The following is a 23,755-nucleotide window of genomic DNA, read 5'->3' as shown; positions in this document are numbered from 1 at the left end:
ATTATGCAACGCTCTGCAATAAACTGTCAGGATTGTGGTTTTAGTCAGTTGTGCCTGCCATTTTCGTTAAACGATGCCGAAATGCACAAACTGGATGATATTATTCAGCGCAAAAAGCCAATGCATAAAGGTGATATGTTGTTTGAATCAGGCGTAGCGCAAAAGTCGCTATATGCCATTCGTACCGGCTCGTTTAAAACCTTTACCCTTACCGATCAGGGCGAACAGCAAATTACTGGCTTTCATCTGCCGGGCGACATTGTTGGTTTTGATGGCTTAAGTAATCAGCAACACCCCAGCTACGCCGAAGCGCTGGAAACCGCTATGGTGTGCGAAATTCCGCTGCCCAACCTCGAAGGCTTGCTGGACCAGCTGCCCCGCCTGCGCCAGCAGATGATGCGGCTAATGAGCCAGGACATTCAGGCCGATCAGCAAATGATGCTACTGTTAAACCGCAAAACCGCCGAGCAAAAACTGGCGACGTTTTTATCGCAGTTAGGACAACGCTATGCCAGCCGCGGTTTCTCCGGTAGCGCTTTTCGCCTGACGATGACACGCAGCGATATTGGTAACTATTTGGGCTTAACGGTAGAAACCATTAGCCGCTTACTGAGTAAACTGGATAAAGAGCAACTGATTGCGGTAGATGGCAAGCTTATCACCATCAAAGATCAACCGGCGCTATCACGCCTGGCTGCATTAACAGCACATTGTTAATACACCTTTGGATCCGCTCGTTTAACTGCGCCAACTTTGCGCTGGCGCAAACCCCTTTTAAGCAATCCAGGCTAAGTTGACTACACTTAGTGTTAACTGTTTTAGCCTGGAGTAAGCCATGTCAACTTATAACAATATTCTGGTGGTACTGGATCCGACCAGCGAGCAACAAAAAGCCTTAAACCGCGCCGTAGAACTGGTTCGGTTACAGGGCGGCAAGCTCACTGCATTTTTGTCGGTGTATGACTTCTCGTATGAAATGACCACAATGTTATCTGGCGATGAGCGTGAATCTATGCGTCAGGCCGTGATTAAAGACCGTGAACTGTGGATCAGTGAGTACTTAGCAGCACCACGTGCCGGTGGTATTAATATTGATATTAAAGTGGTGTGGCACAACCGTCCATTCGAGGCTGTGGTGCATGCTGTGCTGGAAGATGGCTACGACTTGGTGATCAAAGGCACCCATGATCATGATGTGCTTAAATCGATGATCTTCACCCCAACCGACTGGCATATTTTGCGTAAATGCCCTTGCCCGGTGCTGCTGGTCAAAGATCATGACTGGCCTAAGGGCGGCAATATCATTGCTGCGGTGAATGCCGGCAGCGAGCAGGAACATCATTTGTCATTAAACCAACGTGTAATCGCCAAAGCCCAGCAGATGGCCGCTATGCTAAGTGCAAAAACGCATTTGGTTAACGCCTTTCCCGGCACGCCGGTTAATATTGCCATCGAAATACCGGAATTCAACCCGCAAGAATACAATAGCACGATGAAACATCACCACACTGATGCGCTAACCAAGCTAGCCACGCAGTTTGATATTGCTCCCGAGCACTCCCACGTGCAGGAAGGTATGCCGGAAGATGTGATCCCCGCCATTGCCAAAACACTGGATGCTGAAATGGTGATCATTGGCACTATCGGACGTACCGGTTTATCGGCGGCCATTATTGGCAACACCGCTGAGCATGTTATCGACCGGCTGGACTGTGATGTACTCGCGGTAAAACCGGCTAATTTTGTTTGCCCGCTGGCAAAAGAGTAAGTTTTCACGCTTTTAGCCGCCGTCAGCTTTGGTATTGGCGCACACTTGGCTATAATGTGCGCCTTTTTCAACTGGGTACTGTGGTTATGACTCACGCTGCGCAAGCTAAAGCTCAATACAATCTGAATAAACTGCATAAACGTCTGCGCCGCGGTGTCGGTCAGGCTATTGCCGACTTTAATATGATTGAAGATGGCGACAAGGTAATGGTGTGCCTGTCTGGCGGTAAAGACTCTTACACCCTGCTGGATATTTTGCTGAACCTGCAACAATCTGCGCCGGTAAACTTTTCTATCGTGGCGGTTAATTTAGACCAAAAGCAACCTGGTTTTCCGGCAGAGGTATTACCGACTTACTTAAGCAGTATCGGCGTTGATTTTAAAATCGTCACCGAAGATACCTACTCTATCGTGAAAGAGAAAATCCCCGAGGGCAAAACCACCTGTTCACTGTGCTCCAGGCTGCGCCGCGGCATTTTATACCGCACAGCCAAAGAGTTAGGCGCTACCAAGATTGCACTGGGCCACCATCGTGACGATATGCTGGAAACACTGTTTTTAAACATGTTTTATGGCGGCAAGATGAAGTCGATGCCTCCTAAGTTGGTAAGCGACAACGGCGAACATATCGTGATCCGCCCTTTGGCCTATTGCAAAGAAAAAGATATCGAAAAATACTCGGTAGCACGTCAGTTCCCAATCATCCCCTGCAACCTGTGTGGCTCGCAGGACGGTCTGCAACGTCAGGTGGTTAAAGACATGCTGCAGGATTGGGATAAGCGCTTTCCGGGGCGCATTGAAACCATGTTTCAGGCCATGCAAAACATCGTGCCGTCACACATGATAGACAAAACCCTGTTTGACTTTGCCGGCCTAAGCAAAGACACGCCACTGTCAATGCGTGACACCGCCTTTGATAAAGAAGCCGTGCCGGCAACACCGGTTGGCCTGAATATCGATGACGACAGCGCAGACGATAACGACAACCGCAGTACGGTGCAAATTGTCGCGCTAAGCTAGTTTAACCAGGCCGCTATTGGGCGGCACTGATAAAGGGTAACAAATACGAAGGTCGTTGGTTAAATGGCCATTGGCTCTCGGCAGGTAACTTCTCATCAAGTACTATGGTGCAGCGTCTGGCGCTGCACTGTGTAACCGCTTGCTGTGCCGGCGTTAACTCAGGCATAACAACGTCTTCAGCAAACTCTACAATGACGCCACTGACCGGCGGTAACCAGTATTTACCCAAACCGGCCATATCATCCAACAACACATCAAACTGGCTGCGGTAATGTGTCAGTTGGCTTAAACTTAACTGCGCCGGCAAGCGCATACGTGATCGCAGCCTAAACTGCACCTGACAAGGCTCGACATTATCAGCTTGCAATACCTGAAGTACGGCATTGCTGTTTTTTAACGCCTCATCATACGGCAGGCTAATTTCGCCATTTGCCGCGGTATCCAACGCCATATCATGTCGATCACTAACCAGCTTAATAGCATAAAACTGACAGGCATTGCCGGTTAGCTCACCGGTAAGGGCAAAGGCGAGCGTGATATCACTGTACTCAGGCTGCTGCAGTTTTTTCATCCGGCCATAAAAGCCGTTGTAATTAAGCAGTAAATCAGCCGACACCGGCGCCGCGAATAGCAGCGTCAGTGGTAACAAAAATCGCATATTATTCTTCCAATAATTTACGGTTAAACCGGATCATACTGCTGATCTCGGCAATGTATTCATCACCACGCTCAGAGTAAGAGCCAAGCCCTGCCGCCAGAGCTTCGCCGCGCACTGGCTTGCCCTCGTCACGCAAACGGGCGCGTATAGCACGCAAGCCCTCATAGGTATGGAAGGTGTTAAGGTTATAGAAATAACTTTTAATGCTGGCACCCGGATTATCAAACTTTGCTACTTCGTGGCTTTGCCCCTCAAGGCGTGAATTGGGAATAAGCCCACAGCCCTCGCGAAAGCACCACTGACCGAAGAAATTATAGCCCTCAACAGCAAAACGGCTGGTGCCCCAGGCAGACTCGTTTGCTGCCTGCATTAACACCAAGGTATCCGGAATAATGTCAACCCGCTTTAGTAACTCTTCCAGCATGGTTTCGTCGGTTTCAGCCACTTCCATCCGAAACTCGTCGTACAAGCTGTACAAAAAAGCATACTCCTCTAAGGTGATACGCAAACGCTTTTGCTTTTTTTCCTGGATATCCAAAAGTTGTGCGCGCAACGAGCGCAGCCGCGCATTCTCGCGCTTAACATAAGGGCGCAGGTAGTTAAAAAATGCCCGTTTTTTTTCGGTAACATTGGTGTATTGGTTAAAGTCAGGCAGTTGGGTAAACGCAGGCGCAGTTTGGGTATACGCCAGGCGCTGCAACACTTTCTTTTTATCAGCATCGTTTAGCGCCGTAATACGGCTTGGCTTTTGCCACTCTTCAAGCGAGTCGACTTGTTTTACCGGCTCAAGCTCGGTAAAAGGGCTTAACGCAGCGACCACCACCAGCAGCCAGAACAGTAAAATAATGATTTTTTTCAACAACATCTATCACCTGTTGGTTACTCTTCCAGCACAGTACCTTTACCGTTGCAGTAACCTGTTTGTTACAACAAGACCGCGCTATTTTACCTGCACAGGTGCATTTATACGACCAAAAACTGCGCTGGCTTAGTTTTTTTACGCAAAAGCTGGCCTTTACCATTGCAAAGCAACTTGAGTTATGTGAAAACAGTGCCTCACAGCAATTTAGCTGTCTGGACGGATAAAACACAGGCATTAAGGTCGTTGTTATGAAACCCATTGAGCGCTCAACTAAATTAGACGGTGTCTGTTATGACATCCGCGGCCCTGTGGCACAGGAAGCCAAACGCATGGAAGAAGAAGGCCATCGCATTCTGAAATTAAATATCGGTAATCCCGCGCCTTTTGGTTTTGAAGCACCGGATGAAATTTTAAAGCACGTTATTCATAATCTGCCAACTGCACAGGGTTATTCAGACTCGCAAGGGATTTACTCTGCCAGAGTAGCCGTAGCGCAGTATTACCAACAGCGTGGCATTTTAGGCGCCGATGCCGATGATGTGTACATTGGCAATGGTGTATCTGAGCTGATCTTAATGTCGCTGCAGGCGCTGTTAAATAATGGCGATGAAGTACTGGTGCCCTCACCTGATTATCCGCTTTGGACCGCAGCCGTTAACCTGGCCGGCGGCAAACCGCTGCATTACCGCTGCGACGAGCAGCAGGACTGGTACCCGGATTTAGACGATATCAAACAGAAAATCAGTAAAAAAACCAAAGCCATAGTACTGATTAACCCGAACAACCCCACTGGTGCGGTGTATGACAAAGCGTTCTTGTTGGAATTGCTGAAAATCGCCCGTGAGCACCGTTTGGTGGTGCTCAGCGATGAGATTTACGACAAAGTGCTGTATGACGGCACTGAGCATGTCAGCACGGCGTCACTGGCGGATGATTTAATTATGCTGACCTTTGGCGGTTTATCAAAAAACTACCGTATCGCGGGCTTTCGCGTGGGTTGGCTGTTTATCTCCGGCGCCAAACATTTAGCGCGAAATTACATTGAAGGTCTGAATATCCTTGCCTCAATGCGGCTTTGTGCCAACGTGCCCTGCCAGCATGCAGTGCAAACAGCACTGGGGGGTTATCAGAGCATTAACGAGTTAGTGGTGCCTGGCGGGCGTTTATATGAGCAGATGGATTTGGCGCATAAACTGGTAACACAAATCGATGGTTTAAGCTGTATGCGCCCTAAAGGCGCTATGTACTTGTTTCCTAAGATTGACCGCAAGAAATTTCGTATCAAAGACGATGAGTTGTTTGTGCTGGATTTTCTGCGTCAGCACAAGGTGTTGCTGGTACATGGCCGCGCTTTTAACTGGCCAGAGCCGGATCACTTTCGCATCGTATTCTTACCACATAAAGAGCAACTGGAAGCAGCGCTGGGTAAACTGGCGCAGTTTTTACCCGGTTATAGCCAGTAAACCTTTGCCAGATCATTGAACAATACGAAAAGGCAGCATCGCTGCCTTTTTAATTTAATTTGTCGTCCAACCAGAACTTAGTGCCTTTAATAGTCGCCTGCAGTGCCAAACCCGTTTCAGTAAACTGATAGATCGTCACGTCATCAACGCTGGCCTCTGCACCCACAGCGCCACCTTTATCACCCGCTTTGGCGGCAGCATCAGCCTGGGCACCAAACGCCCAGCCTTGATCAACAAAACGCTTCATGGCGTCAGTAGTATGAAACACCAACACCAGACGAAAATCTTTTACCCCAGCCCCCAAACCAAGGCCAACCTCACCCATTTTCATATAAGTGTCTTTTCCGCTGCGGTTATCACGCACCACACCGTAACCGCCGCCAAAGCTGGCCAGGATCAGGTTTACATTGGCATTGCTAAACACCGCATAACCTGGCGCCTTTTGTACTTCAGCCCGTGCGCTGGCTTTTTGCTGATACAACTCAGCCAATACCTCGTTGCGCATTTGCTTTATCGCATTACGTTGTTCATCAACGCTGGCGTTAAAACCACCGGCACAACCTGATATCAACAGCACCATCGCCAACAGCAAATAACTCAATTTGGGTAAATGTTTTAACATAACACGCTCCTGTTAGTAGCAACGCCCGGGCATTGCCATCATCAAAGTACCATTGCAGTGTAGCCGCGCTAACTGAAACACTACTTAACTGCATGTTGACTATCGCGGCAGGCTTCACCGTCTATTTCAAACTCCACTGTGGTATGGCTTAGCTTATAAGGCGCCAGCACGGCAGCGACTTGCTGCTTGTACTGAAGCTGCCCTGCAAGATCTGCCGGCGTAACCACCTCTAAATGCAGGGTAAGCACATGCTGCTCGCCATCAAGCGACCACAGATGCAAATGATGCACGGTTTTGACAAATTCCAGTTGCTTGAGAGCCGTTTCAATCTGCAGCTGTAATGCCGGGCTGGGCGATACCTGTAAAAATAACGCCAGCGTTTGGCGCAGGCTTTTAATTACGTTAACTAAAATAAACAGAGTAAAACCGATACAAAGCAGTGGATCTAACCAGGCCCAGCCGGTGAAATACATCAACACAGCGCCGATTAGCACCGCGACCCAGCCCAGTACGTCTTCCAGCAAATGCCAGCTGAGCACTTTCTCGTTCTGCGTGTTACCGCGGCGTAAGCGCAGCAATGCAGCACCATTTACTGCTATACCCAACAGTGCCAGCACAAACATGCCAACGGTATGGGGTAACTGCGGCTGCCCTAAACGCGGTATCGCTTCAGCTAACACCCACACCGAGCCAGCTACCAGGATAAGGCCAGTTATTAAAGCGCTAAGTAAGGACCAGCGCCGATAGCCATAGCTGTAACGCGCATCAGGTGCTTTGCCTGCAATTTTACTGGCAAGCCAGGCAAACCCAATCGCCAGGCTGTCGCCTAAATCATGAATAGCATCGGCAATAATCGCAACGCTATTAGTTAACAGGCCGCCGACAATTTCAACCAGGGCAAAACTAAAATTAAGCCAGAACGCCAGCGCAATATTACTGCTTTCACTGTGATGGTGCTGATGGCCACAGTGATAACCATGCGAATGAGAGTGATGACCATGCGAGTGAGTATGATGCGTGCTATGTTGCTCTGGATGTTGTTCAGAGCCTCGATGTTGCGTTGTCATTTCTGCACTACCCACCAGATCAAATCCTGTTAGCAGCTTAAAAGTAAATTCAATAAGATACAACGTCAGGCTGCCCGTAATATTGACCCTTGTATCTGCACCTAGAACACAGTAGTCTTGCTGCATTCTTCAGACGTCCATACTGCTAACAATACATGACTACTGCGTTTTCTTTTGGTGAAGCCTTTGCAAATTTTACAGCACAGTTATCCTCTGTGGTGTTTTATGCCTTTGATATTAATGGCGTGGCTATTCCCTTAGTGCTTATCTGGTTAATTAGTGGCGCCCTGGTGTTTACCGCCTATCTGGGCTTTATCAATGTGCGCGGCTTTGGTCATTCCCTCAGTTTGCTGCGTAACAATAAACGCACCGGCGCCAAAGGCGAAATTACCCCGTTTCAGGCGTTGAGCACAGCGCTTTCAGGCACTGTCGGTACCGGCAATATTGCCGGCGTGGCAGTGGCGATAAGTTTAGGTGGCCCGGGTGCCACCTTTTGGATGATCGTGGCTGGCCTCCTAGGTATGTCGACCAAATTTGTCGAATGTACACTGGCGGTAAAGTACCGGCAGATTAATGCCGATGGCAGTGTGTCGGGCGGCCCAATGTATTACATCAAAGCGGCACTGGAAAAAGTGAATCTGCCACTTTTGGGCACTGTGCTGGCCATGGCATTTTCAGTATTTGTTATTTTTGGCTCAGCCGGTTTTGTTCATGTAAATCAGGGCTTTGTGCAGGTAAAAACGGTGACAGGTTTTGATAACGCCTGGTTATTTGGTGCCTGCTATGCACTGTTGGTGGGTGCAGTGATTATCGGCGGCCTAAAAAGTATCGCCAGGGTCACCAGCAAACTTGTGCCGCTGATGTGTGGTATTTACCTTGTGGCATCTTTGATGGTGATGTTAAACCATTACAGCGCTATTCCTGCCGCGCTGTGGCTTATTATGCAAAGCGCTTTTACGCCAGAGGCCAGCTATGGCGGGTTTATCGGGGTGCTGATCCAAGGTTTTCGCCGTGCGGCCTATTCTAATGAAGCCGGTATCGGCTCCTCCCCTATAGCCCACGCCGCAGCTCAGGTAAAAGATCCGGTCAGTCAGGGCTTCGTTGGTTTATTGGAGCCCTTTATCGACACTGTAGTGATATGTACCATTACCGCCTTAGTAATTATTTTAACCGGTGCTTACCAAACGCCGGGGCTGGATGGTGTACAAATTACCTCTGGCGCCTTTGCCTCGGTATTTAGCTGGTTTCCCTGGGTGTTAATGGTGGCGCTGCTGCTGTTTGGTTTTTCCACCGTAATTAGCTGGTCTTACTATGGCCTTACCGGCTGGCGCTATTTAGTTGGTCATAACCCCAGGCTTACCCAACTATACAAGGTGTTATTTTGTTTTATTGTGTCTATTGGTGCTGTGCCCAACGTGATGGCAGTGTTTGATTTTATCGACTCAATGATTTTCTTAATGGCGGCTCCTAATATATTGGCGCTTTATCTGCTATTGCCTGAGGTAAAAGCCGACTTAAGCGCCTATTGGCAAAAATTACAGCAGGCGCGTTAAGCTGCCTGCTCTATCGCCGCTATTTTCGCTTTAGCCGTTTTGTCAACAGCCGCTTTGTCTTTTGCCGCCGGCTTTTTAGCGCCCAGTGCAACTAATAACTCATCTTTGTGCTGTGCTAAATAAAGCGCCAGTGCTTCGATCTGGTTATCATCGGTTAGCAATTTACTTTCGGCTAGCACTGTGGTCAGCTCATCGGCCGTGTCGAGCATTTTGTCATAAGCATCGGCTTCGGCCTTAGAAGTAAAAGTCATTTTTTCCGCTCCGTTACGTTCTACCACATATTTGATGATCACAGCCATGGTGTTTCCCCCTGAATTAAATTACTGTCATTTTATACAGTATAAATGTATTGCTGTCTAATGCTTTTATTGCCACCTTTGTCTACTCGAAGTTTTGCCGCTATTGGCGTACTATAGCCTGAATATATAAACGGCCGCCGCGCCGCTAGTAGTTTGATTAACAAGGAATATCATGGCTGATTCTGTATGGTCTGAACGCCGCTCCGGTGCAGAAAGTATGCGTCCGGGCGATCAGCGTACCCCCTGGCAACGCGATCGGGCGCGTATTCTACACTCTGCGGCCTTTCGCCGGCTGCAGGCCAAGACGCAGATTTTAGGCATTGGCCAGAATGATTTTTATCGCACCCGGCTTACCCACTCGTTAGAAGCGGCGCAAATTGGCACCGGTTTAGTCAGTCAACTGCGCAGTAAAACCCCTGCCGGGCTTAACGGTATCTTACCGGCTGATGCGTTAATGGAAGCCCTTTGCCTGGCCCATGACATTGGCCACCCGCCTTTTGGCCATGGCGGCGAAACGGCGCTTAACTACAAAATGCTGAACCATGGCGGTTTTGAAGGTAACGGCCAGACACTGCGAATTGTCGCCAAACTTGAGCCCTACACCCAGCAGCATGGCATGGACTTGTCACGACGCACCTTACTGGGCTTATTAAAATATCCGGTATTGCAGCCGAACTTAAGCCTGGCGCCTTTACCTTTGCAAAACCCGCTTAATCTAACGCCCTGGAAGCCGGCAAAAGCCATTTTTGCTGCGGATAGCGATATTCTCGATTGGATCCTCGCACCGCTGTCTGCTCACGATCGCAGCTTGTTTCAGCAGGTCGATAGGCTTGAGCAATCGCCGTTTATTAAATCACGCTATAAATCGTTAGATGCCTCTATTATGGAGCTGGCAGATGATATTGCTTACGGCGTACATGATCTAGAAGATGCCATAGTGCTGGGTAACATCAGCGAAAGCCAGTGGCTGGCCAATAGCGATTGGGATAACCTGCCCACCGCCCTGGCGCAGCAAATGCAGCAGATAGGCGCTGCGTTGTTTAGCCACCAGCATCATTTACGAAAAGACGCTATCGGCTCTTTGGTGAACCTGCTGATAAGCTCGGTGTCACTTACTGAAATATTGCCCGGCGCAACAGAGCCGCTGATCCGTTACAATGCGGTGCTGGCTGAAACGCCGCAGGCCATTTTGCACTGCCTAAAGCAGCTGGTGTACCGCTGCGTTATTTCCAGACCTGATATTCAACAGTCGCGTTTTCGTTGTCAAAACATGCTGATGGCGCTGTTTGACGCTTTTTGCTCAGATCCGTCGCGCTTATTACCGGCCAACACCCAACTGCGCTGGCAACAGGCGGCCGATGCGCTGAAAACCCGGGTGATTTGCGATTACATCTCCGGCATGACTGACGATTACGCAGAGCTGATGTACCGCCGGCTCTATGCCAGTGCCGTCTGAAAATGCAAGGAAAGCTGTTGTGACCTCTTCTGTACTTCGGGTACTGGCCGGCCCTACGGCGCTTGCGCATATTCAGCAGCATGGTTTACGCCAGGCCGACATTAACGTGATGGTAGGTGCTAGTGGCGGGCCTAAATGGTTTAGTTTGTTTGGGCTGGATCAGTATTTGTTTGGTGAGTTTTTCGCTGGCCGCACTAAACCTTTGCATATTTTAGGCAGCTCTGCCGGTGCCTGGCGCTTTGCGTGCTTTGCCCAGGCCAACCCGGTGGCAGCTTCACAGCGCTTTTGCCACGCCTACAGCCATATTTGCTACCCAAAAGGCGCCGATACCAACCTTATCAGCGACATTTCAGCCGGCATTATTGACGAGGTTTTTCCAACGGAAGCGGCGCTGGATCAGGTATTAGCCAATCCGGTGATTAAGCTTAATCTGGTGGTGGCCAAAGCCCGGCGTATTGCTGCGGGCCGGCACAGACTTGCCCAGGCCAGCGCACTGACGCTGGCCGCCGGTGCTAATATGCTGCATCGCAAACACCTTAACCATTTTTTTCAGCGGGTACTGTTTCATGTCCCTGCTAGCCAGGCCCCCTTTCATCATGCCGGTATTTTGCCCACCCAACATGTTGAACTGAATAAAGCCAACCTGCGCCAGGCGGTAGTGGCCAGTGGCGCTATTCCACTGGTGCTGAACCCGGTAGAGGACATTGCCGGTGCCGGTACTGGCCGGTATTACGATGGCGGTATTACGGATTATCATTTTGACCTGCCCTTTAGTGACGATGGCTTGGTGCTGTATCCGCATTTCTACCCCAGGTTAACGCCGGGCTGGTTTGACAAAGCCCTGCCGTGGCGGCGGGCAACGCCAGCACATTTACATAATGTGGTGCTGTTGTGCCCCAGCGAGCAGTGGGTAAAGTCGCTGCCGTTTGGCAAAATACCCGACCGTAACGATTTTAAACTGCCGGATAACGTACGTATTGCCTATTGGCAAGAAGTCATTGCCCGCTCAGAGCAGTTAGCCGAAGCGTTAAAACAGGGTAACTTTGTCGCTGAACCGCTGTAATCTGAAGAGAGAAAGGCCCAAAGCGCAGTGCCCGGGCCTTTTTACCGGCGTTACGGCACTAACGGCGAGACATTAAAATGGCTGGGAATAATATCCAGCTTAACATTGTATGCACTGCCGTTATCTTTTAAGCCATCCAGATATTGCCAGTAACCCTGAGTTTGCTCATCCTGGGTAAAACGCAGCGTAAAACCCGGGCCATCGCCTTGCATCAGGTAACTTACAACTTCTGTTGTGCCTTTATTGTCTACCAAATCAAAGGTCAGCATATCTTTTAACCGGGTATTACGGCTAAATACGCCCGATACCACAGGCGAGCTGATATTCAGGTATTCGCTGCCTACAGTGGCCTGTTTAAGAGGATTAGGTATAAAGCGCTGCTCATTAACATGGTATTGATCATCGCCCTGTAAAATACTGATCCGCACATTTTCAATGTGGTAGCCATTAGGGTTATCGATGCGTTTGGCGTCACTGACATCAATCAGCGTCACTGCACCATTACCAATCGCCTGTACCAGGCCAGTTTTCGCTTCATACACTAAGGCGGCATCTTCATCGATACCAAAGCCACGTGGATACTGCTGCTTATTAAGCTCAGCAGCTACCACTAAGCGGCCAAAGCGGGCTTTGCGGTCAAAATGCTGATCGATAATGCCGTGGCGGAAAAACCCCAGGCCCTGACTGAGCAGTAACGGGCCATTTTCCTGATCCTGCATACCGTTATAACTGTCGGTCAGCCCCTGCGTGAGTGCGCCCCAGGAGTCACCGGCCGCGATCATCACCTGGCTCATCATGGCTGCACCGGCACTGGTACCGCCGATTACGCCACCGCGCTGATATAGCTTATACACGGCATCTAACAACGGCGTTATGTTGTTGTCTTTACGTAAAGTGCCGGTGATATTCAGCTGATCGCCACCTAAAAACCACACCGCCGTGTAGTCGTGCAAACTGGCCGCCAGCTCTGCGTCGCTGGCATTATGTTGCCACTGGCTTTCATCCTGCTGTGGTGTCGATTTATCATCTTTTACCGCCAGCGGGATAAGCGTTACCTGCGAGGCCGCTACGCCATATCGCTGCATATCAGCCACGAACTGGTTAAAGTACTTAACCGGCTGGCCACTGGCGGCAGGAATAACGGCAATTTTTGCCTTATCGGCACCACCGGCCAGGCTGATAAAGCGCTGATACACAGCGGCATTTGAGCTGCTAAGCGCGCCACCCACCATCACCAGCGCACCGCTGGCACTGGCAAGGCTTGCTGATTCAGGCGGGCTTTCTGAACACGCTGCCATAGTGGCGACGGCGATAAACGGAATAACATAATGCTTCAATTTTTTTGCTCCATTTTTGTGGTAAGAACACGGGCTGTTGTTATTATTAGTCCCGCGGGGGCAGGTTAGCAGATTTTGTCAGCCAAAGTCAGCATACCAGCCCACTCACTACCGCCACTTTGTTACCGGAGCATTTATGATTTCCAGCTTATTAATTACCTTGTTTATTGCCATGTTACTGCCCTATCTGGCCAAAGCGCCACTGGCCTTTGCCATGCAAAAAGCCGGCGGTTATGACAACCACAACCCGCGCGCGCAGCAAGCCAGCCTGACCGGCTTTGGCCAGCGTGCTAATGCGGCGCATTACAATAGTTTTGAAGCCTTGCTGATTTATGCCTGCGCCGTATTCAGCGCCATAGCACTTGAGGCGATGGATAGCACCACAGTGGTTTTAGCCTGGGTATTTATCATCAGCCGGCTGGCGTATCTGGTGTGTTACTGGCTGGATTACGCCACCACCCGCTCCGCAGTATGGATTATTGGTATGGTGGCGGCTTTTGCTATAGCGCTAAGGGCGGTGTTTTCATAAAAATTACGATTTAATAAAAAAAATTAAATTACCTAGCAAAAGTTTTATCAATAATTTTTAAGGTGGTTAAATCTACAACATAGGAAACCTCTCTTCCATGTCGGGTCTTACCACCCAAAACAAGACCTTCGTCAGGATGAAATTTTGGAGTAAATACCACCTTAATCTGGTTCGATATCAATATATCTACTGTGTAATTATTTATATCGTACCCCATACTGAAAAAGTCGTCATAAGCTGACTTGATACCACTAAATGCGACTCCATCGAATCTCACAGCTGTTGAGCTTTCCATAAGCTTTTCCTTATGCAGTTCTATACTACCTTTCGCACTGTAACTAACTAAAATTAAAACTATAAGTAAGTTTTTAATCGTCAATTGGTGCAGGCTTATCCAGGATATATTGCTTTTTAGATTTAGCATCGTAACCTCGGTAAATATTGCCCGGCGTCCCCACGTACCCCTTATACTCTTCCGAGCTTTTGCCTTTATAATCAGCAACATTCAAATCTTGAGACGAGAAATGATCACTGTTGAAATCATCAAGCGACGGATCAGCAGTCCTTACAATATTGTCATACTGGTCAAATGCCGAGTATTCACCATGAGTATGCCAATAGCCAACTTCCAAGCTATCATCAGGTACTTTTGCTGACCCATCAAAAGGATTGACCCCATCTTCAGTTCCAACTATCGGCCCTGTATAACCATACTTTCCAGTAGCATCTTTGAATATAAGGCCGCCATATTCTAGATTGTCCCTTTTTGACATCGGATTAGCCAGTTTCATGATATATAAAGCTGCTTCGTCACTAGTATTAAAACGTTTTTCACCACTACATTCCTCCTTACAACTCAACCCCAGCGGATCTATCCAGTTGATATGGTTTGGTGCGTACTGGTAGTGGTTTATCCCGCCCAATAGCCCTATTGGATCCTGGCTGATAAAACGACCGGTTTGTGGGTCGTAGTACCTAAAGTGGTTGTAGTGTAGCCCGCTTTCGCTGTCGTAGTACTGGCCCTGAAAGCGAATTGGGTTATCAATGTTGTTAACCGTTACCGTGGCTTTACCAAACACAGTGTAATGCGCTTGCCAGACGATGTTGTTTTCGCTGTCGGTTAAGCTGAGCGGTGTGCCTAGTTGGTCCAACTGGTAAAAATACAACTGGCCGCCGCTTAGCAGCGCCAGCGGTTTATTGCTGTTTGGTTCAAACACATACCAACGGTATTCACCCTGGCAGTATTCGCCAATCAGCGTATTGCCGTCCCACAGATAATCGGTACGCCCAGCAGCGGTAACTTTAGCGCTGCGCCGGCCAAAGGCGTCATATTCGTAACGCGTAACAGCATCATTATGCTGCAACGCCGTTAGCTGGTTAAAACCATTAAACTCGCGCTGCTGGCCTTTGCCATGCAAAAAGCCGGCGGTTATGACAACCACTACCCGCGCGCACAGCAAGCCTGCTTAACCGGCTTTGGCCAGCGCAGTATTCAGCGCCTTAGCACTTGAGGCGGTGGATAACACCACGGTGGTTTTAGCCTGGGTATTTGTCGTCAGCCGACTGGCGTACCTGGTGTGTTACTGGCTGGACTACGCCACCACCCGCCCCGCAGTCTAGATTACAGGTACGGTGGCGGCTTTTGCTATAGCGCTAAGAGCGGTGTTGTAAAATACAAAATTAAATCGGCAATCATAGTATTGCCTTTTCACAAATATTGATTGTGACCAACGTCTCTGATAGTTGCGATACACAGCACCATCACGCCTTATTCGAAAACGTTGATTAGCTCTACTGTTAGAAAATCTCCGTTAAACGTTTTCTGGTGGACCTTTTGAAGTTACTACTGGTGAAATTTCGCGACCTTCATATAACGAACTGTCATGTTTGAATTCTTTGATTAGCTACTCAAGCTCCCCTTGATTGTTACGAACTCGATAAACTTCTTCAGGATTAAGTTTTATTGAAACACCTGATTCCAGAGGCCCACCGGATAAATAAGTTAGATACCAATTATCGTCATAATCATACAAAGAGTAAGAATAAGGTTTTTGAAACACTATAGTCATGATTTTTTCTTCGCTTGTTTTGTTGCATCAGCAATGCTCATTTCTTTATATGCTCCTCAAGGTACGGCATCTATAACAGCTTCATCGTGACCAGTTGGTAATTTACCTCCTGGAAGCCAAAGGTCGTTTGCTCCTTCTTCTCTACCAGTCGGAATTCGAACATTGTGTTTTTTAGGATCGTCAATTTCTATTACAACCATTTCATTTTTTTGCCAATCACCTGCTGGAATCCCCAACTCAGCTTCTATTAACCCCATATCACCAAGTGACCTGACTAAAATATCATCCATTTGAGCTTTGGTCATAACAAACTGTCCATCAGGACGACCTACAACATCACGTCCATATTCATCCAATGCCCACTTAGGGGTGAAGTAAGATGCACCACCAGCAAACTTTGCTTCATGAGCATCAATATATGACTGGGGTAAGTAGTCTGTAACATCAGGTCGTGCAGAGTTATCCAAGGCTCAGACTTCTTTCATTTTTTTATATGAAGCGGCAGCAGTTGAGCTACTCGAGAAGTGACCTTTGGTATTTTTCTGGAATGTATTCCAAGCATTCTCCTTACAACTCAACCCCAGCGGATCTATCCAGTTGATATGGTTTGGCGCGTATTGGTAGTGGTTTATGCCACCCAATAGCCCGATTGGATCCTGGCTGATAAAACGGCCGGTTTGTGGGTCGTAATACCTAAAGTGGTTGTAGTGTAGCCCGCTTTCGCTGTCGTAATACTGGCCCTGAAAGCGAATGGGGTTGTCTATTTTATTAACCGTTAGCGTCGCTTCACCAAACACAGTGTAATGCGCTTGCCAGACAATGTTGTTTTCGCTGTCGGTTAAGCTGAGCGGTGTGCCTAACTGATCCAACTGATAAAAATACAGTTGGCCGCCGCTTATCGCAGTCCCACAAATAATCGGTATGCCCTGCGCGCTAATGCGACGAATTACAATAGTTTTGAAGCCTTGCTGATGTATGCCTGCGCAGTATTCAGCGCCATAGCACTTGATGCAGTGGATAGCACAACGGTGGTTTTAGCCTGGGTATTTATCGCCAGCCGACTGGCGTATCTGGTGTGTTATTGGCTGGACTACGCCACCACCCGCTCCGCAGTATGGAATATCGGTATGGTGGCGGCGTTTTCGATTGAAGTTAGGGCGGTTGTGTAATCGGTAAAGTCATTAAGTGATAGTCGATAATAAAACAACTATAACTTCCCTCTGTAGTTGCCAATGTGAATTGTATTTTCGTTGTTCTTGACGATTAAGATGGCAGAGCAAGCACCTACCCCCAAAAGTGAAACATTTTATCCATCATCTTACGCTCCTCATCACTGAATGGAAAATAATCTGAATTAGTCTTTCTGTATGCCATCAATTCTTCGTGTAAAAAGCGAAAGCTGACTCTTCCAGCAGCCTTAAATTGAACTAAATAATCAAGAAATCTCTGGAGATCTTTAGAATTAGCAATATGCCTTCTAAAAAAAACCTCTAAGTCATTAATTGCTTCATCACAGGGATAATCAGACCTTATACTCATTACTTAATCCTCTGGTAACACTTCTGTGTTCCTGTATTTTATTATTGCGCCATCGGCATGAAGTTGTTGCGCACCACCAGTACCAAATTCCGGATAAGCTGATGTAAACGGCTCAGGAGCCTCTCCAGGCTTATCACCATAAGCTGTTGGCACCCGAACTGACGGAACCCCATCTTTATCGAACAACTGAAGTGTATCAAATTCGCTTCGTAAGCGGCTGTCACTCCATGATCTATCCTCAGGATCTAGCGGATTCACATGTCGCTTAGTCTTAATTTGAAAAGCATCTGCAGCTTTAGTACCAGAATCATACTTCTCAAAACCAAAGTATGTTACCCGTCCTTCACCTGATTGTATTATTTTATCTCCCCATTCGTTCAACGTCCCGTCATCATTTAAATAACGGTCATACCGGTAGGCTGTTGAAGGTAATGTAGCAAGCGGGCCTGACGGTCCAACATAAAAATCTACACCGCTTTCCTTCGCACATAGCCCCAATGGATCTATCCAGTTAATATGGTTTGGTGCGTACTGGTAGTGGTTTATCCCGCCCAATAGCCCTATTGGATCCTGGCTGATAAAACGACCGGTTTGTGGGTCGTAGTACCTAAAGTGGTTGTAGTGTAGCCCGCTTTCGCTGTCGTAGTACTGGCCCTGAAAGCGAATTGGGTTATCAATGTTGTTAACCGTTACCGTGGCTTTACCAAACACAGTGTAATGCGCTTGCCAGACGATGTTGTTTTCGCTGTCGGTTAAGCTGAGCGGTGTGCCTAGTTGGTCCAACTGGTAAAAATACAACTGGCCGCCGCTTAGCAGCGCCAGCGGTTTATTGCTGTTTGGTTCAAACACATACCAGCGGTATTCACCCTGACAGTATTCGCCAATTAGCGTATTGCCGTCCCACAGATAATCGGTACGCCCAGCAGCGGTAACTTTAGCGCTGCGCCGGCCAAAGGCGTCATACTCGTAACGCGTAACAGAGTCATTCTGCTGCAACGCCGTTAGCTGGTTAAAACCATTAAACTCGCGTTGCTGACGTTTGCCCGGCGCAGTGACACTTAGCTGATTACCGCTATCGTCGTATTGATATTGGTTTTCGTGAAACCGCAGTAAACGGTCCTGCTTTACCTCTATGCCATCACCTGTGGGGTTACCAAAGCTGTCCCACTGCTGCTGTTCGTTCTGGCTGACATCAGTGCTGTGGCTTTTACTAACTAACTGATCCAGCGTGTTATATTGATACTCGACATCACCATTTTGGTTATCCGTAACCACCACTAACTGATGTAGCGCGCTGTAGCGATACTGCCGCTGCTGGCTTCGCGTACCTGTTTGCCATTGCTGTACGGTTAAGCGGTTAAAGGCATCAAATTCTTGCTGTAACTGCAGGCCACTTTGGTATTCGCGCGCAGTTTCACGGCCAGCGTTATCAAAGCTGCGCCACAATACCGGCTGCTGGTTTACCGCCAGTTGCGCCAGTAAACCCTGCTCGTTGTAGCGATAATCCAGCGCGGTGCCATCGGGCAGTAAAGTGCTTAAACGCCGGCCGGCCTGATCATACTGATGCGCTATGCGCCAGTCATCCTGCCAATGCTCAGTTAGCTGGCCATTGGCATGGTAGTTAAAGCGTAATTTGCGCTGGGCGTTACTGGCACGCAGTGGCCGGCCTAATTTGTCGTAATGAAAATGGTTGCTGGCCAGCTGTTGGCCATACAAGGCCGTTTGCTCAATAATACGGCCGCGGCTGTCACGCTTAAGTTTTATCTGCCGCTTACTGCCATCATTAACACTGCTGATACGCCCGGCAATATCATACTGGTAGCGCTGTTGGCGGCCGTCAAAGCCCTGTAAGGCGACAGGCCGCTCCTGACCATCGTAATCCAGCTGATAGCGTGCGCCGTCGCTGCGCATAATGGCTGTAAGGTTACGCTCTTTATCATACTCATAATTAAAGCGGCTGCCATCGGCCTGAATATGCACTACCGGTTGAGCTAAGCCCTCATACTGCCACTGGCTTTGCTCACCTTGTGCATTGGTTTTACTGATAATCCGGCCAGCATTGTCATACTGCAGCGTTTCGATACTGGCCTGCTCCGGCGCATCGATCGGGTATTGTTTTACTTGCGTAATATGGCCCGCGGTATTGCGCTGATATTCAGTCACAAGGCCAGCAGCATCTGCAACGCCGTTTAAACGCCCGAGGGAATCGTAACTATAACGGCTTACCGCCTCGCCCTGTTTACGCGCCAGCAGCTGGCCTTCATCATTCCATAAATACTGCTCAGTTTGGCCATCCGGAAATTGGCGCTGGGTTAATTGCCCCTGTGCATTGTACTGATAGCGGCTTACGGCGCCATCGGCCGAGATTTCTGCGGTTAATAAACCGGCGGCGCTGTATTCACGGCGCCAGTGCTGGCCTTCGGCGTCGGTAAAACCTGTGCGCTGACCAAGCTCGTTATACTGAAAATGGCTGATGGCACCGTCTGCTTGCTCTACCGTTATAAGCTGGCCCTGCTCGTTAAAATAGTAACGCGTAGCGGCGCCATCAGGCGTTATTTCGGCAATTTTCTTACCCTGGCTGTTCCAGGTGTAACGCCAGGTGGCGCCATCCGGGGCCACCTTCTTAATCAGCTGGTTGCGCTCATTATGAAAGTACTGCCAGCGCTGGCCACGGCTATCCGTGCTGACGGTTAAACGCTGGCTATCGTCATAGTCAAACTGGTAGTCGTAGTAACCATCATCGCCCCAGTTACGTTGGCAGCGTGCGCCTGGGCCTTCACCGAGCCAGCTGAAATAATGCTTAAACCCGCTGGCACGTTGCCTGACTGCCAGTAAGTGTGCCTGATAACCATAGTGCTCGGTTTGTTTAGCCTTATCAGTGGCGGCAATTAAGTCACGCTGCTCATCATAATGATACTGGGCTAACTGCACATTTAACGATGTTAGCCCCTGCTCGGTTTGTACTACCGCTTCTATGGTGCTTAACAAGCCTTGCTCGTTGTAACGCAGCTCTACACCGCGCTTACGGGTGTAATCTATCCGGCTTAGGCGCTGATAGCGGTCGTAATACAGTTGCAGATAGTTACCCAGACTGTCGAAGATCTGATGCAGTGCCCAGCGCGTCGGCCCTTGCTTTTCACTGCTTAGCGGCACAAACACCCAATGGGTGTTATCCGGGCGCAGTAGTACCTGGCTGCCGTTATCTTCGTGTCGCAGCGCCAGCCCTTCTGCCAACTGATAACTGGTTTCGCCGGCCACAACAGGCACAAAGCTTAAACGCCGGCCTTCGTCATCGTGCAAGGTTAAGCGCGTTTCACCATCGCTATTTACTGTAGTTTCAATTTGCAGATGAAAGTTACTGCGCCAACCATAGCCCAAGCCGAGGTTTTCATGGCACTGACTGGAGCGGTAAGTGCGCTTAAACTGCAGCGGTAACGGGCCTGGCAGTTCAAAATCAATAAGTTCGAGTATTTCTTCGCCGGTGCAGGTCGATACCGGATCGCCAACGCATTCCACCTGAGTTTTATCCGGCGTTACAGTGCCGCTGGCGTTAGTGCCGGTTTCATTGTTGCTTGCCGGGCCGTTTTTTTCGCCAGTATCTGCCTGCGCTGCGCCACCAGGTTTATTGGCTTTTGCCGGTGCCACTTTGGCCGACGCAGCTGCCGGCGCTGACGCGCTTTGCTGACGCTCAGGCGCCGGCAATTCCCGTACCTGCAATTTGCCCTCACTCATAGCCTGAGCAAGCTTAGTAAACAACTGCTGTTTGGCTTGTTGTACCTGCAAGTCGCCACAGGAAATGCCCAACCCTTCGGCAACGCCCAGTAAGCCCCTGGCATAGTGATAATCATTAAAATGCCGGCTTAAAAACTCTGCTGCTTCATTAGCAGAGGCAAAGCGCAAGGCTGCACCACCGGCCGTAGTGCTGGTACTAAATTGAATTACTGCACCTAACCGGCTTTTAATGTCGAGTTTATGAATGCTCATGCTGGAAACGTCCTTGTGTATCATTTTGCGGTTGCACCGACTGATAAAGCGCAACACCGCGATAGCGGCGCAGCGATTGTTCATACTGTAAAACGAAACCGCTGAAGCGGCCCTGCTGTGCCTCGTGCAATAACAGCAGCAGCCTGTACACGCCGCCACAGGCTCCCTGCTCACCTGTTTGGTAGCCCGGCAGCAGGTACTCTGTATCTTCTGTTACCACACCATGTAACTGCGACATATGATTAAGCCAGCATTGAGAGGCGTAATCGTTTCCACTGTCTGGCAGACAAATCAGGCTTAGCTGCGCCTGGCTATTACTCAGTTGCAAAGCGGTTTGCCGCAACAAGCCTGCAGTAGCCATGTCGTCGTGAGCATGTTGCTCTAACTGCGCATCAGAGGCGGCAATGACAAACTGCAAACCCCTGTCCGACGCGGTTAAGCACAGCGCTATAGCGCCTTCAGACAGCAGCTGGCTGCTTTGTTCTGCTGCGCTTTGCTCTGCTGCATAGCGGCTAAACACCGCTTCGTCATTTAAACTATCGACAGCAATAAGCCAGATTTCTGTCTGCTGCAGCTCCGGCTGGGCTAACAATTCTGCTGCGGCCTTTAGCGCCATCACGCTTGCGGCTGCACCATAAGGAAATACCCTGCACTGCGGTGATTGCAGAAGATCTGGGTGATTTCGCATCAGCTGCTGCAGTAAAGCGCTTAGCAGCGCATCATCGGCACTGTTAAATTCCGGCAACAGCAAATAGACAATCTGCTGCGCCGGCCTGGCAGGCATCTTCGCCAGTAAAGCGTCAAGCAGCACCAATAAGCGCTGGCTTTGTGTTCTCGGCTGTTCGCTAAAAGTTGTCGGATCATCGCTAAAAAATGCTGTGGCTATATCAGCTTGCTGCCACTTCAGCATCTTTGGCGTTACAGCGGCAAACACTACTTGCTCCAGCTGCCGGGCGTGTGGCAGGCTGGCTAAATGCAGTGTGTAACTTGCCGCCTTAAGCGCTGGCAGTGCCGGCATCAGTGCGCCCTCCGCTAAATACGTCAGCAAAATAAAGTGGCTTGTCGGGGTGTTGCCAAAACTGATAACAGGCCGCAAGCTGGCGCTGCTGAGGGTTTCCACGCTGTAGCACCATCGCAAGGTGAGTTGGCATAACAGTGCAGCCCGCTAGGCTGCGCCCCGCCTTATTGCAGGCAAAATCTGCCATCGTAGGGCGCTCCAGTAGTGCGTCGGCGTCCATTGCACCAAGTAGTAACGCCAGCGCATTAGCAGCAAGCGCATTAAGCTCAGGCTGCTGGCTTAACTCCATTAACAAGGGCACAAACTTTAACTGCCCACTAAAGCCCATAGCCTGAATGGCAAGCGTCGTGCCAGATGCAGGTTGTTCGGCCGTATTCAGGTTAGCCAGCATATTCACCATCTGATCCTGCGCTTTGTCAGGCGCAGTGCACATTAGCAGCATTAACAGCACGTCAAAAAAAAGGCTGCTAGCGGCAAAACATTCAGGTTGTAGTATTTCCTTTAGCAGTATTACTTCGTCTGACGGCTGCCCCAGTAACCAAGCCGCTGCCTTAGCAGCAGCGCGTCGTGGCTCAGTCAAAGATAAAGCAGAGGCGAGTTCCCTTATCTGTGGTAAATACTGGCGTTTACGACTTAAGCCCAGCGCTACCAGTCCAGTACTCGTTTGCATCAGCGCCGCTGCAAAAGCAGCATCGTTGGCTACTTCCGTGGGCGCCAGCCTTAAAGCCAGCCACCCGCCGAGCTCGGCCTGCTTAGTCTGCTCACCTTCATTCATTTCATCCTGGCGTTGCAGACATAAATGCTTCAGCACTGCTAACAGGCGTTCTGGCCCGTCAAAGTGCTTAATCTCATGCAGCAGTAACCAGACATAGGTTTTATCGGATACTGCCGGCAATTGCTCTGGTGTTAGCTCTGACGTTAGCGCTGCTGTTGGCGCTTTGGCAACCAGCCAGGCTAGCCAGGCTGGAATGTCCTCTGGAAGTGCAATATCAGCTAATAACCGCAGACAATCAGCCAGACGGGCATCATGCTGGCGCAACTGAACAGGATTAATATAACGGTGCTGTTTAAAGCTGATACGTTGCTGCAGTAACAATTCGGCCTGGCCGATAATGGCATCGACTTGCAACATGCTTATCAGCCACCAATAAGAACAGTGGGCATACCTACGACGATTTTACCGCCATGTTCAGTGTCATCACCCAAGCGGGCGGCGTTTTTACCGTTGATAAATACTGTGGCAGAGCCGCCGCTAATCGTATCCGGCGGGCCTATACATACGAGCTTATCGCCTTTACGCGCAGCCGGTATACCGCAGATAGTCACATTAGGTGAGCCCTGCATTACCGGGCCACCAACATGAGGCTTAGGGCCCGGATCGACCTTGGGGCACACGTGCATACTGCCAATAACGGCGGCGGGTTTAGCCATAGCGGTATCCTGTTTCCT

At 49.4% G+C, this 23,755-nt stretch carries 25 protein-coding genes; 10 read left to right on the top strand and 15 right to left on the bottom strand.

What is annotated here, in order from left to right:
* Positions 1–3 precede the first annotated feature (3 nt).
* The 3 genes from fnr (at position 4) to ttcA (ending at position 2,787) form a co-directional block, all read left to right on the top strand.
* Positions 4–717 carry a fumarate/nitrate reduction transcriptional regulator Fnr gene (gene fnr / locus ABGI61_RS12250; RefSeq protein ID WP_347601468.1) on the top strand — a complete coding sequence of 238 codons (714 nt, stop codon included), beginning with the start codon at positions 4–6 and terminating at the stop codon, positions 715–717.
* A gap of 118 nt (positions 718–835) precedes the next feature.
* Complete coding sequence (gene uspE / locus ABGI61_RS12245; protein WP_347601466.1) at positions 836–1,768, top strand: universal stress protein UspE; 933 nt, start codon at positions 836–838, stop codon at positions 1,766–1,768.
* 86 nt (positions 1,769–1,854) lie between these two features.
* The gene (gene ttcA, locus ABGI61_RS12240; RefSeq protein ID WP_347601464.1) at positions 1,855–2,787 is read left to right on the top strand and encodes a tRNA 2-thiocytidine(32) synthetase TtcA; all 933 of its coding nucleotides are present in this window, start codon (positions 1,855–1,857) and stop codon (positions 2,785–2,787) included.
* A 13-nt stretch (positions 2,788–2,800) separates the two neighbouring features.
* On the opposite strand, the gene ABGI61_RS12235 is transcribed toward ttcA, so the two are convergent.
* On the bottom strand, positions 2,801–3,445 hold the full coding sequence (locus ABGI61_RS12235; RefSeq protein ID WP_347601462.1) for a DUF2987 domain-containing protein: 645 nt from the start codon (positions 3,443–3,445) through the stop codon (positions 2,801–2,803).
* A gap of 1 nt (position 3,446) precedes the next feature.
* Positions 3,447–4,310, bottom strand: coding sequence for a glucosaminidase domain-containing protein (locus ABGI61_RS12230; protein ID WP_347601460.1), 864 nt, complete (start codon positions 4,308–4,310; stop codon positions 3,447–3,449).
* 245 nt (positions 4,311–4,555) lie between these two features.
* Here ABGI61_RS12230 and ABGI61_RS12225 point away from each other — a divergent pair, with 245 nt between their 5' ends.
* Positions 4,556–5,770 (top strand): pyridoxal phosphate-dependent aminotransferase, encoded by a 1,215-nt coding sequence (locus ABGI61_RS12225; RefSeq protein WP_347601458.1) that lies wholly within the window; start codon positions 4,556–4,558, stop codon positions 5,768–5,770.
* Positions 5,771–5,819: 49 nt separating this feature from the next.
* On the opposite strand, the gene ABGI61_RS12220 is transcribed toward ABGI61_RS12225, so the two are convergent.
* Both ABGI61_RS12220 and ABGI61_RS12215 read right to left on the bottom strand, forming a co-directional pair.
* Positions 5,820–6,392, bottom strand: coding sequence for a lipid-binding SYLF domain-containing protein (locus ABGI61_RS12220; protein WP_347601456.1), 573 nt, complete (start codon positions 6,390–6,392; stop codon positions 5,820–5,822).
* Positions 6,393–6,472: 80 nt separating this feature from the next.
* Positions 6,473–7,585: a cation diffusion facilitator family transporter gene (locus ABGI61_RS12215; RefSeq protein WP_440590658.1), complete on the bottom strand. Its 1,113-nt coding sequence runs from the start codon at positions 7,583–7,585 to the stop codon at positions 6,473–6,475.
* A 29-nt stretch (positions 7,586–7,614) separates the two neighbouring features.
* Between ABGI61_RS12215 and ABGI61_RS12210 the strand changes: the two genes are divergently transcribed.
* Positions 7,615–9,012 carry an alanine/glycine:cation symporter family protein gene (locus ABGI61_RS12210; protein ID WP_347601454.1) on the top strand — a complete coding sequence of 466 codons (1,398 nt, stop codon included), beginning with the start codon at positions 7,615–7,617 and terminating at the stop codon, positions 9,010–9,012.
* Here ABGI61_RS12210 and ABGI61_RS12205 read toward each other — a convergent pair.
* Positions 9,009–9,311 carry a YebG family protein gene (locus ABGI61_RS12205; RefSeq protein WP_347601452.1) on the bottom strand — a complete coding sequence of 101 codons (303 nt, stop codon included), beginning with the start codon at positions 9,309–9,311 and terminating at the stop codon, positions 9,009–9,011. The genes ABGI61_RS12210 and ABGI61_RS12205 overlap by 4 nt on opposite strands.
* A gap of 172 nt (positions 9,312–9,483) precedes the next feature.
* On the opposite strand from ABGI61_RS12205, the gene ABGI61_RS12200 reads away from it, so the two are divergent.
* On the top strand, positions 9,484–10,767 hold the full coding sequence (locus ABGI61_RS12200) for an anti-phage deoxyguanosine triphosphatase (protein ID WP_347601450.1): 1,284 nt from the start codon (positions 9,484–9,486) through the stop codon (positions 10,765–10,767).
* A gap of 19 nt (positions 10,768–10,786) precedes the next feature.
* Positions 10,787–11,830 (top strand): patatin-like phospholipase family protein, encoded by a 1,044-nt coding sequence (locus tag ABGI61_RS12195; RefSeq protein WP_347601448.1) that lies wholly within the window; start codon positions 10,787–10,789, stop codon positions 11,828–11,830.
* Between the two features lie 50 nt (positions 11,831–11,880).
* Here ABGI61_RS12195 and ABGI61_RS12190 read toward each other — a convergent pair whose 3' ends face one another.
* Positions 11,881–13,167, bottom strand: a complete 1,287-nt coding sequence (locus ABGI61_RS12190; protein ID WP_347601446.1) for a cyanophycinase — start codon at positions 13,165–13,167, stop codon at positions 11,881–11,883.
* A gap of 136 nt (positions 13,168–13,303) precedes the next feature.
* Here ABGI61_RS12190 and ABGI61_RS12185 point away from each other — a divergent pair, with 136 nt between their 5' ends.
* Entirely contained in the window at positions 13,304–13,696 is a 393-nt protein-coding gene (locus ABGI61_RS12185) for an MAPEG family protein (RefSeq protein ID WP_347601444.1), read from the top strand.
* 28 nt (positions 13,697–13,724) lie between these two features.
* On the opposite strand, the gene ABGI61_RS12180 is transcribed toward ABGI61_RS12185, so the two are convergent.
* Both ABGI61_RS12180 and ABGI61_RS12175 read right to left on the bottom strand, forming a co-directional pair.
* Positions 13,725–13,991, bottom strand: a complete 267-nt coding sequence (locus tag ABGI61_RS12180) for a hypothetical protein (RefSeq protein WP_347601442.1) — start codon at positions 13,989–13,991, stop codon at positions 13,725–13,727.
* Between the two features lie 73 nt (positions 13,992–14,064).
* Positions 14,065–15,060 (bottom strand): RHS repeat-associated core domain-containing protein, encoded by a 996-nt coding sequence (locus tag ABGI61_RS12175; protein WP_440590657.1) that lies wholly within the window; start codon positions 15,058–15,060, stop codon positions 14,065–14,067.
* A 151-nt stretch (positions 15,061–15,211) separates the two neighbouring features.
* Here ABGI61_RS12175 and ABGI61_RS12170 point away from each other — a divergent pair, with 151 nt between their 5' ends.
* A complete protein-coding gene (locus tag ABGI61_RS12170) occupies positions 15,212–15,316 on the top strand; it encodes an MAPEG family protein (RefSeq protein WP_347601621.1) in 105 nt (34 codons plus the stop codon).
* Between the two features lie 505 nt (positions 15,317–15,821).
* On the opposite strand, the gene ABGI61_RS12165 is transcribed toward ABGI61_RS12170, so the two are convergent.
* Complete coding sequence (locus ABGI61_RS12165) at positions 15,822–16,232, bottom strand: hypothetical protein (protein WP_347601438.1); 411 nt, start codon at positions 16,230–16,232, stop codon at positions 15,822–15,824.
* A 3-nt stretch (positions 16,233–16,235) separates the two neighbouring features.
* Positions 16,236–16,649: an RHS repeat-associated core domain-containing protein gene (locus tag ABGI61_RS12160; RefSeq protein WP_502264015.1), complete on the bottom strand. Its 414-nt coding sequence runs from the start codon at positions 16,647–16,649 to the stop codon at positions 16,236–16,238.
* Between ABGI61_RS12160 and ABGI61_RS12155 the strand changes: the two genes are divergently transcribed.
* Positions 16,650–16,934 (top strand): MAPEG family protein, encoded by a 285-nt coding sequence (locus tag ABGI61_RS12155; RefSeq protein ID WP_347601434.1) that lies wholly within the window; start codon positions 16,650–16,652, stop codon positions 16,932–16,934.
* Between the two features lie 115 nt (positions 16,935–17,049).
* Here the strand turns inward: ABGI61_RS12155 and ABGI61_RS12150 are convergent, their stop codons facing one another.
* The 5 genes from ABGI61_RS12150 to ABGI61_RS12130 are packed head-to-tail and all read right to left on the bottom strand — an operon-like array spanning position 17,050 to position 23,737.
* A complete protein-coding gene (locus ABGI61_RS12150; protein ID WP_347601432.1) occupies positions 17,050–17,304 on the bottom strand; it encodes a hypothetical protein in 255 nt (84 codons plus the stop codon).
* 3 nt (positions 17,305–17,307) lie between these two features.
* On the bottom strand, positions 17,308–21,288 hold the full coding sequence (locus tag ABGI61_RS12145; protein WP_347601430.1) for an RHS repeat-associated core domain-containing protein: 3,981 nt from the start codon (positions 21,286–21,288) through the stop codon (positions 17,308–17,310).
* Positions 21,275–22,306, bottom strand: coding sequence for a hypothetical protein (locus ABGI61_RS12140; RefSeq protein WP_347601428.1), 1,032 nt, complete (start codon positions 22,304–22,306; stop codon positions 21,275–21,277). The genes ABGI61_RS12145 and ABGI61_RS12140 overlap by 14 nt, the downstream gene beginning before the upstream one ends.
* Positions 22,284–23,438, bottom strand: coding sequence for a hypothetical protein (locus ABGI61_RS12135; RefSeq protein ID WP_347601426.1), 1,155 nt, complete (start codon positions 23,436–23,438; stop codon positions 22,284–22,286). The genes ABGI61_RS12140 and ABGI61_RS12135 overlap by 23 nt, the downstream gene beginning before the upstream one ends.
* Before the next feature lie 5 nt (positions 23,439–23,443).
* Positions 23,444–23,737, bottom strand: a complete 294-nt coding sequence (locus tag ABGI61_RS12130) for a PAAR domain-containing protein (RefSeq protein ID WP_347601424.1) — start codon at positions 23,735–23,737, stop codon at positions 23,444–23,446.
* Between the last annotated feature and the right edge of the window lie 18 nt (positions 23,738–23,755).

It is taken from the genome of Rheinheimera fenheensis, assembly GCF_039871805.1.
Lineage (GTDB): Bacteria > Pseudomonadota > Gammaproteobacteria > Enterobacterales > Alteromonadaceae > Alishewanella > Alishewanella fenheensis.
This window is presented reverse-complemented; position numbering and strand designations above follow the sequence as displayed.

Bases quoted from the DNA above. Each gene is read 5' to 3' on its own strand.
- ABGI61_RS12185 (WP_347601444.1), top strand. From the start codon at position 13,304: ATGATTTCCAGCTTATTAATTACCTTGTTTATTGCCATGTTACTGCCC.
- ABGI61_RS12225 (WP_347601458.1), top strand. From the start codon at position 4,556: ATGAAACCCATTGAGCGCTCAACTAAATTAGACGGTGTCTGTTATGAC.
- ABGI61_RS12200 (WP_347601450.1), top strand. From the start codon at position 9,484: ATGGCTGATTCTGTATGGTCTGAACGCCGCTCCGGTGCAGAAAGTATG.
- ttcA (WP_347601464.1), top strand. From the start codon at position 1,855: ATGACTCACGCTGCGCAAGCTAAAGCTCAATACAATCTGAATAAACTG.
- ABGI61_RS12230 (WP_347601460.1), bottom strand. From the start codon at position 4,310: ATGTTGTTGAAAAAAATCATTATTTTACTGTTCTGGCTGCTGGTGGTG.
- uspE (WP_347601466.1), top strand. From the start codon at position 836: ATGTCAACTTATAACAATATTCTGGTGGTACTGGATCCGACCAGCGAG.
- ABGI61_RS12150 (WP_347601432.1), bottom strand. From the start codon at position 17,304: ATGAGTATAAGGTCTGATTATCCCTGTGATGAAGCAATTAATGACTTA.
- ABGI61_RS12135 (WP_347601426.1), bottom strand. From the start codon at position 23,438: ATGTTGCAAGTCGATGCCATTATCGGCCAGGCCGAATTGTTACTGCAG.
- ABGI61_RS12235 (WP_347601462.1), bottom strand. From the start codon at position 3,445: ATGCGATTTTTGTTACCACTGACGCTGCTATTCGCGGCGCCGGTGTCG.
- ABGI61_RS12180 (WP_347601442.1), bottom strand. From the start codon at position 13,991: ATGGAAAGCTCAACAGCTGTGAGATTCGATGGAGTCGCATTTAGTGGT.
- ABGI61_RS12145 (WP_347601430.1), bottom strand. From the start codon at position 21,288: ATGAGCATTCATAAACTCGACATTAAAAGCCGGTTAGGTGCAGTAATT.
- fnr (WP_347601468.1), top strand. From the start codon at position 4: ATGCAACGCTCTGCAATAAACTGTCAGGATTGTGGTTTTAGTCAGTTG.
- ABGI61_RS12220 (WP_347601456.1), bottom strand. From the start codon at position 6,392: ATGTTAAAACATTTACCCAAATTGAGTTATTTGCTGTTGGCGATGGTG.
- ABGI61_RS12205 (WP_347601452.1), bottom strand. From the start codon at position 9,311: ATGGCTGTGATCATCAAATATGTGGTAGAACGTAACGGAGCGGAAAAA.
- ABGI61_RS12215 (WP_440590658.1), bottom strand. From the start codon at position 7,585: ATGCAGCAAGACTACTGTGTTCTAGGTGCAGATACAAGGGTCAATATT.
- ABGI61_RS12140 (WP_347601428.1), bottom strand. From the start codon at position 22,306: ATGCCGGCACTGCCAGCGCTTAAGGCGGCAAGTTACACACTGCATTTA.
- ABGI61_RS12130 (WP_347601424.1), bottom strand. From the start codon at position 23,737: ATGGCTAAACCCGCCGCCGTTATTGGCAGTATGCACGTGTGCCCCAAG.
- ABGI61_RS12210 (WP_347601454.1), top strand. From the start codon at position 7,615: ATGACTACTGCGTTTTCTTTTGGTGAAGCCTTTGCAAATTTTACAGCA.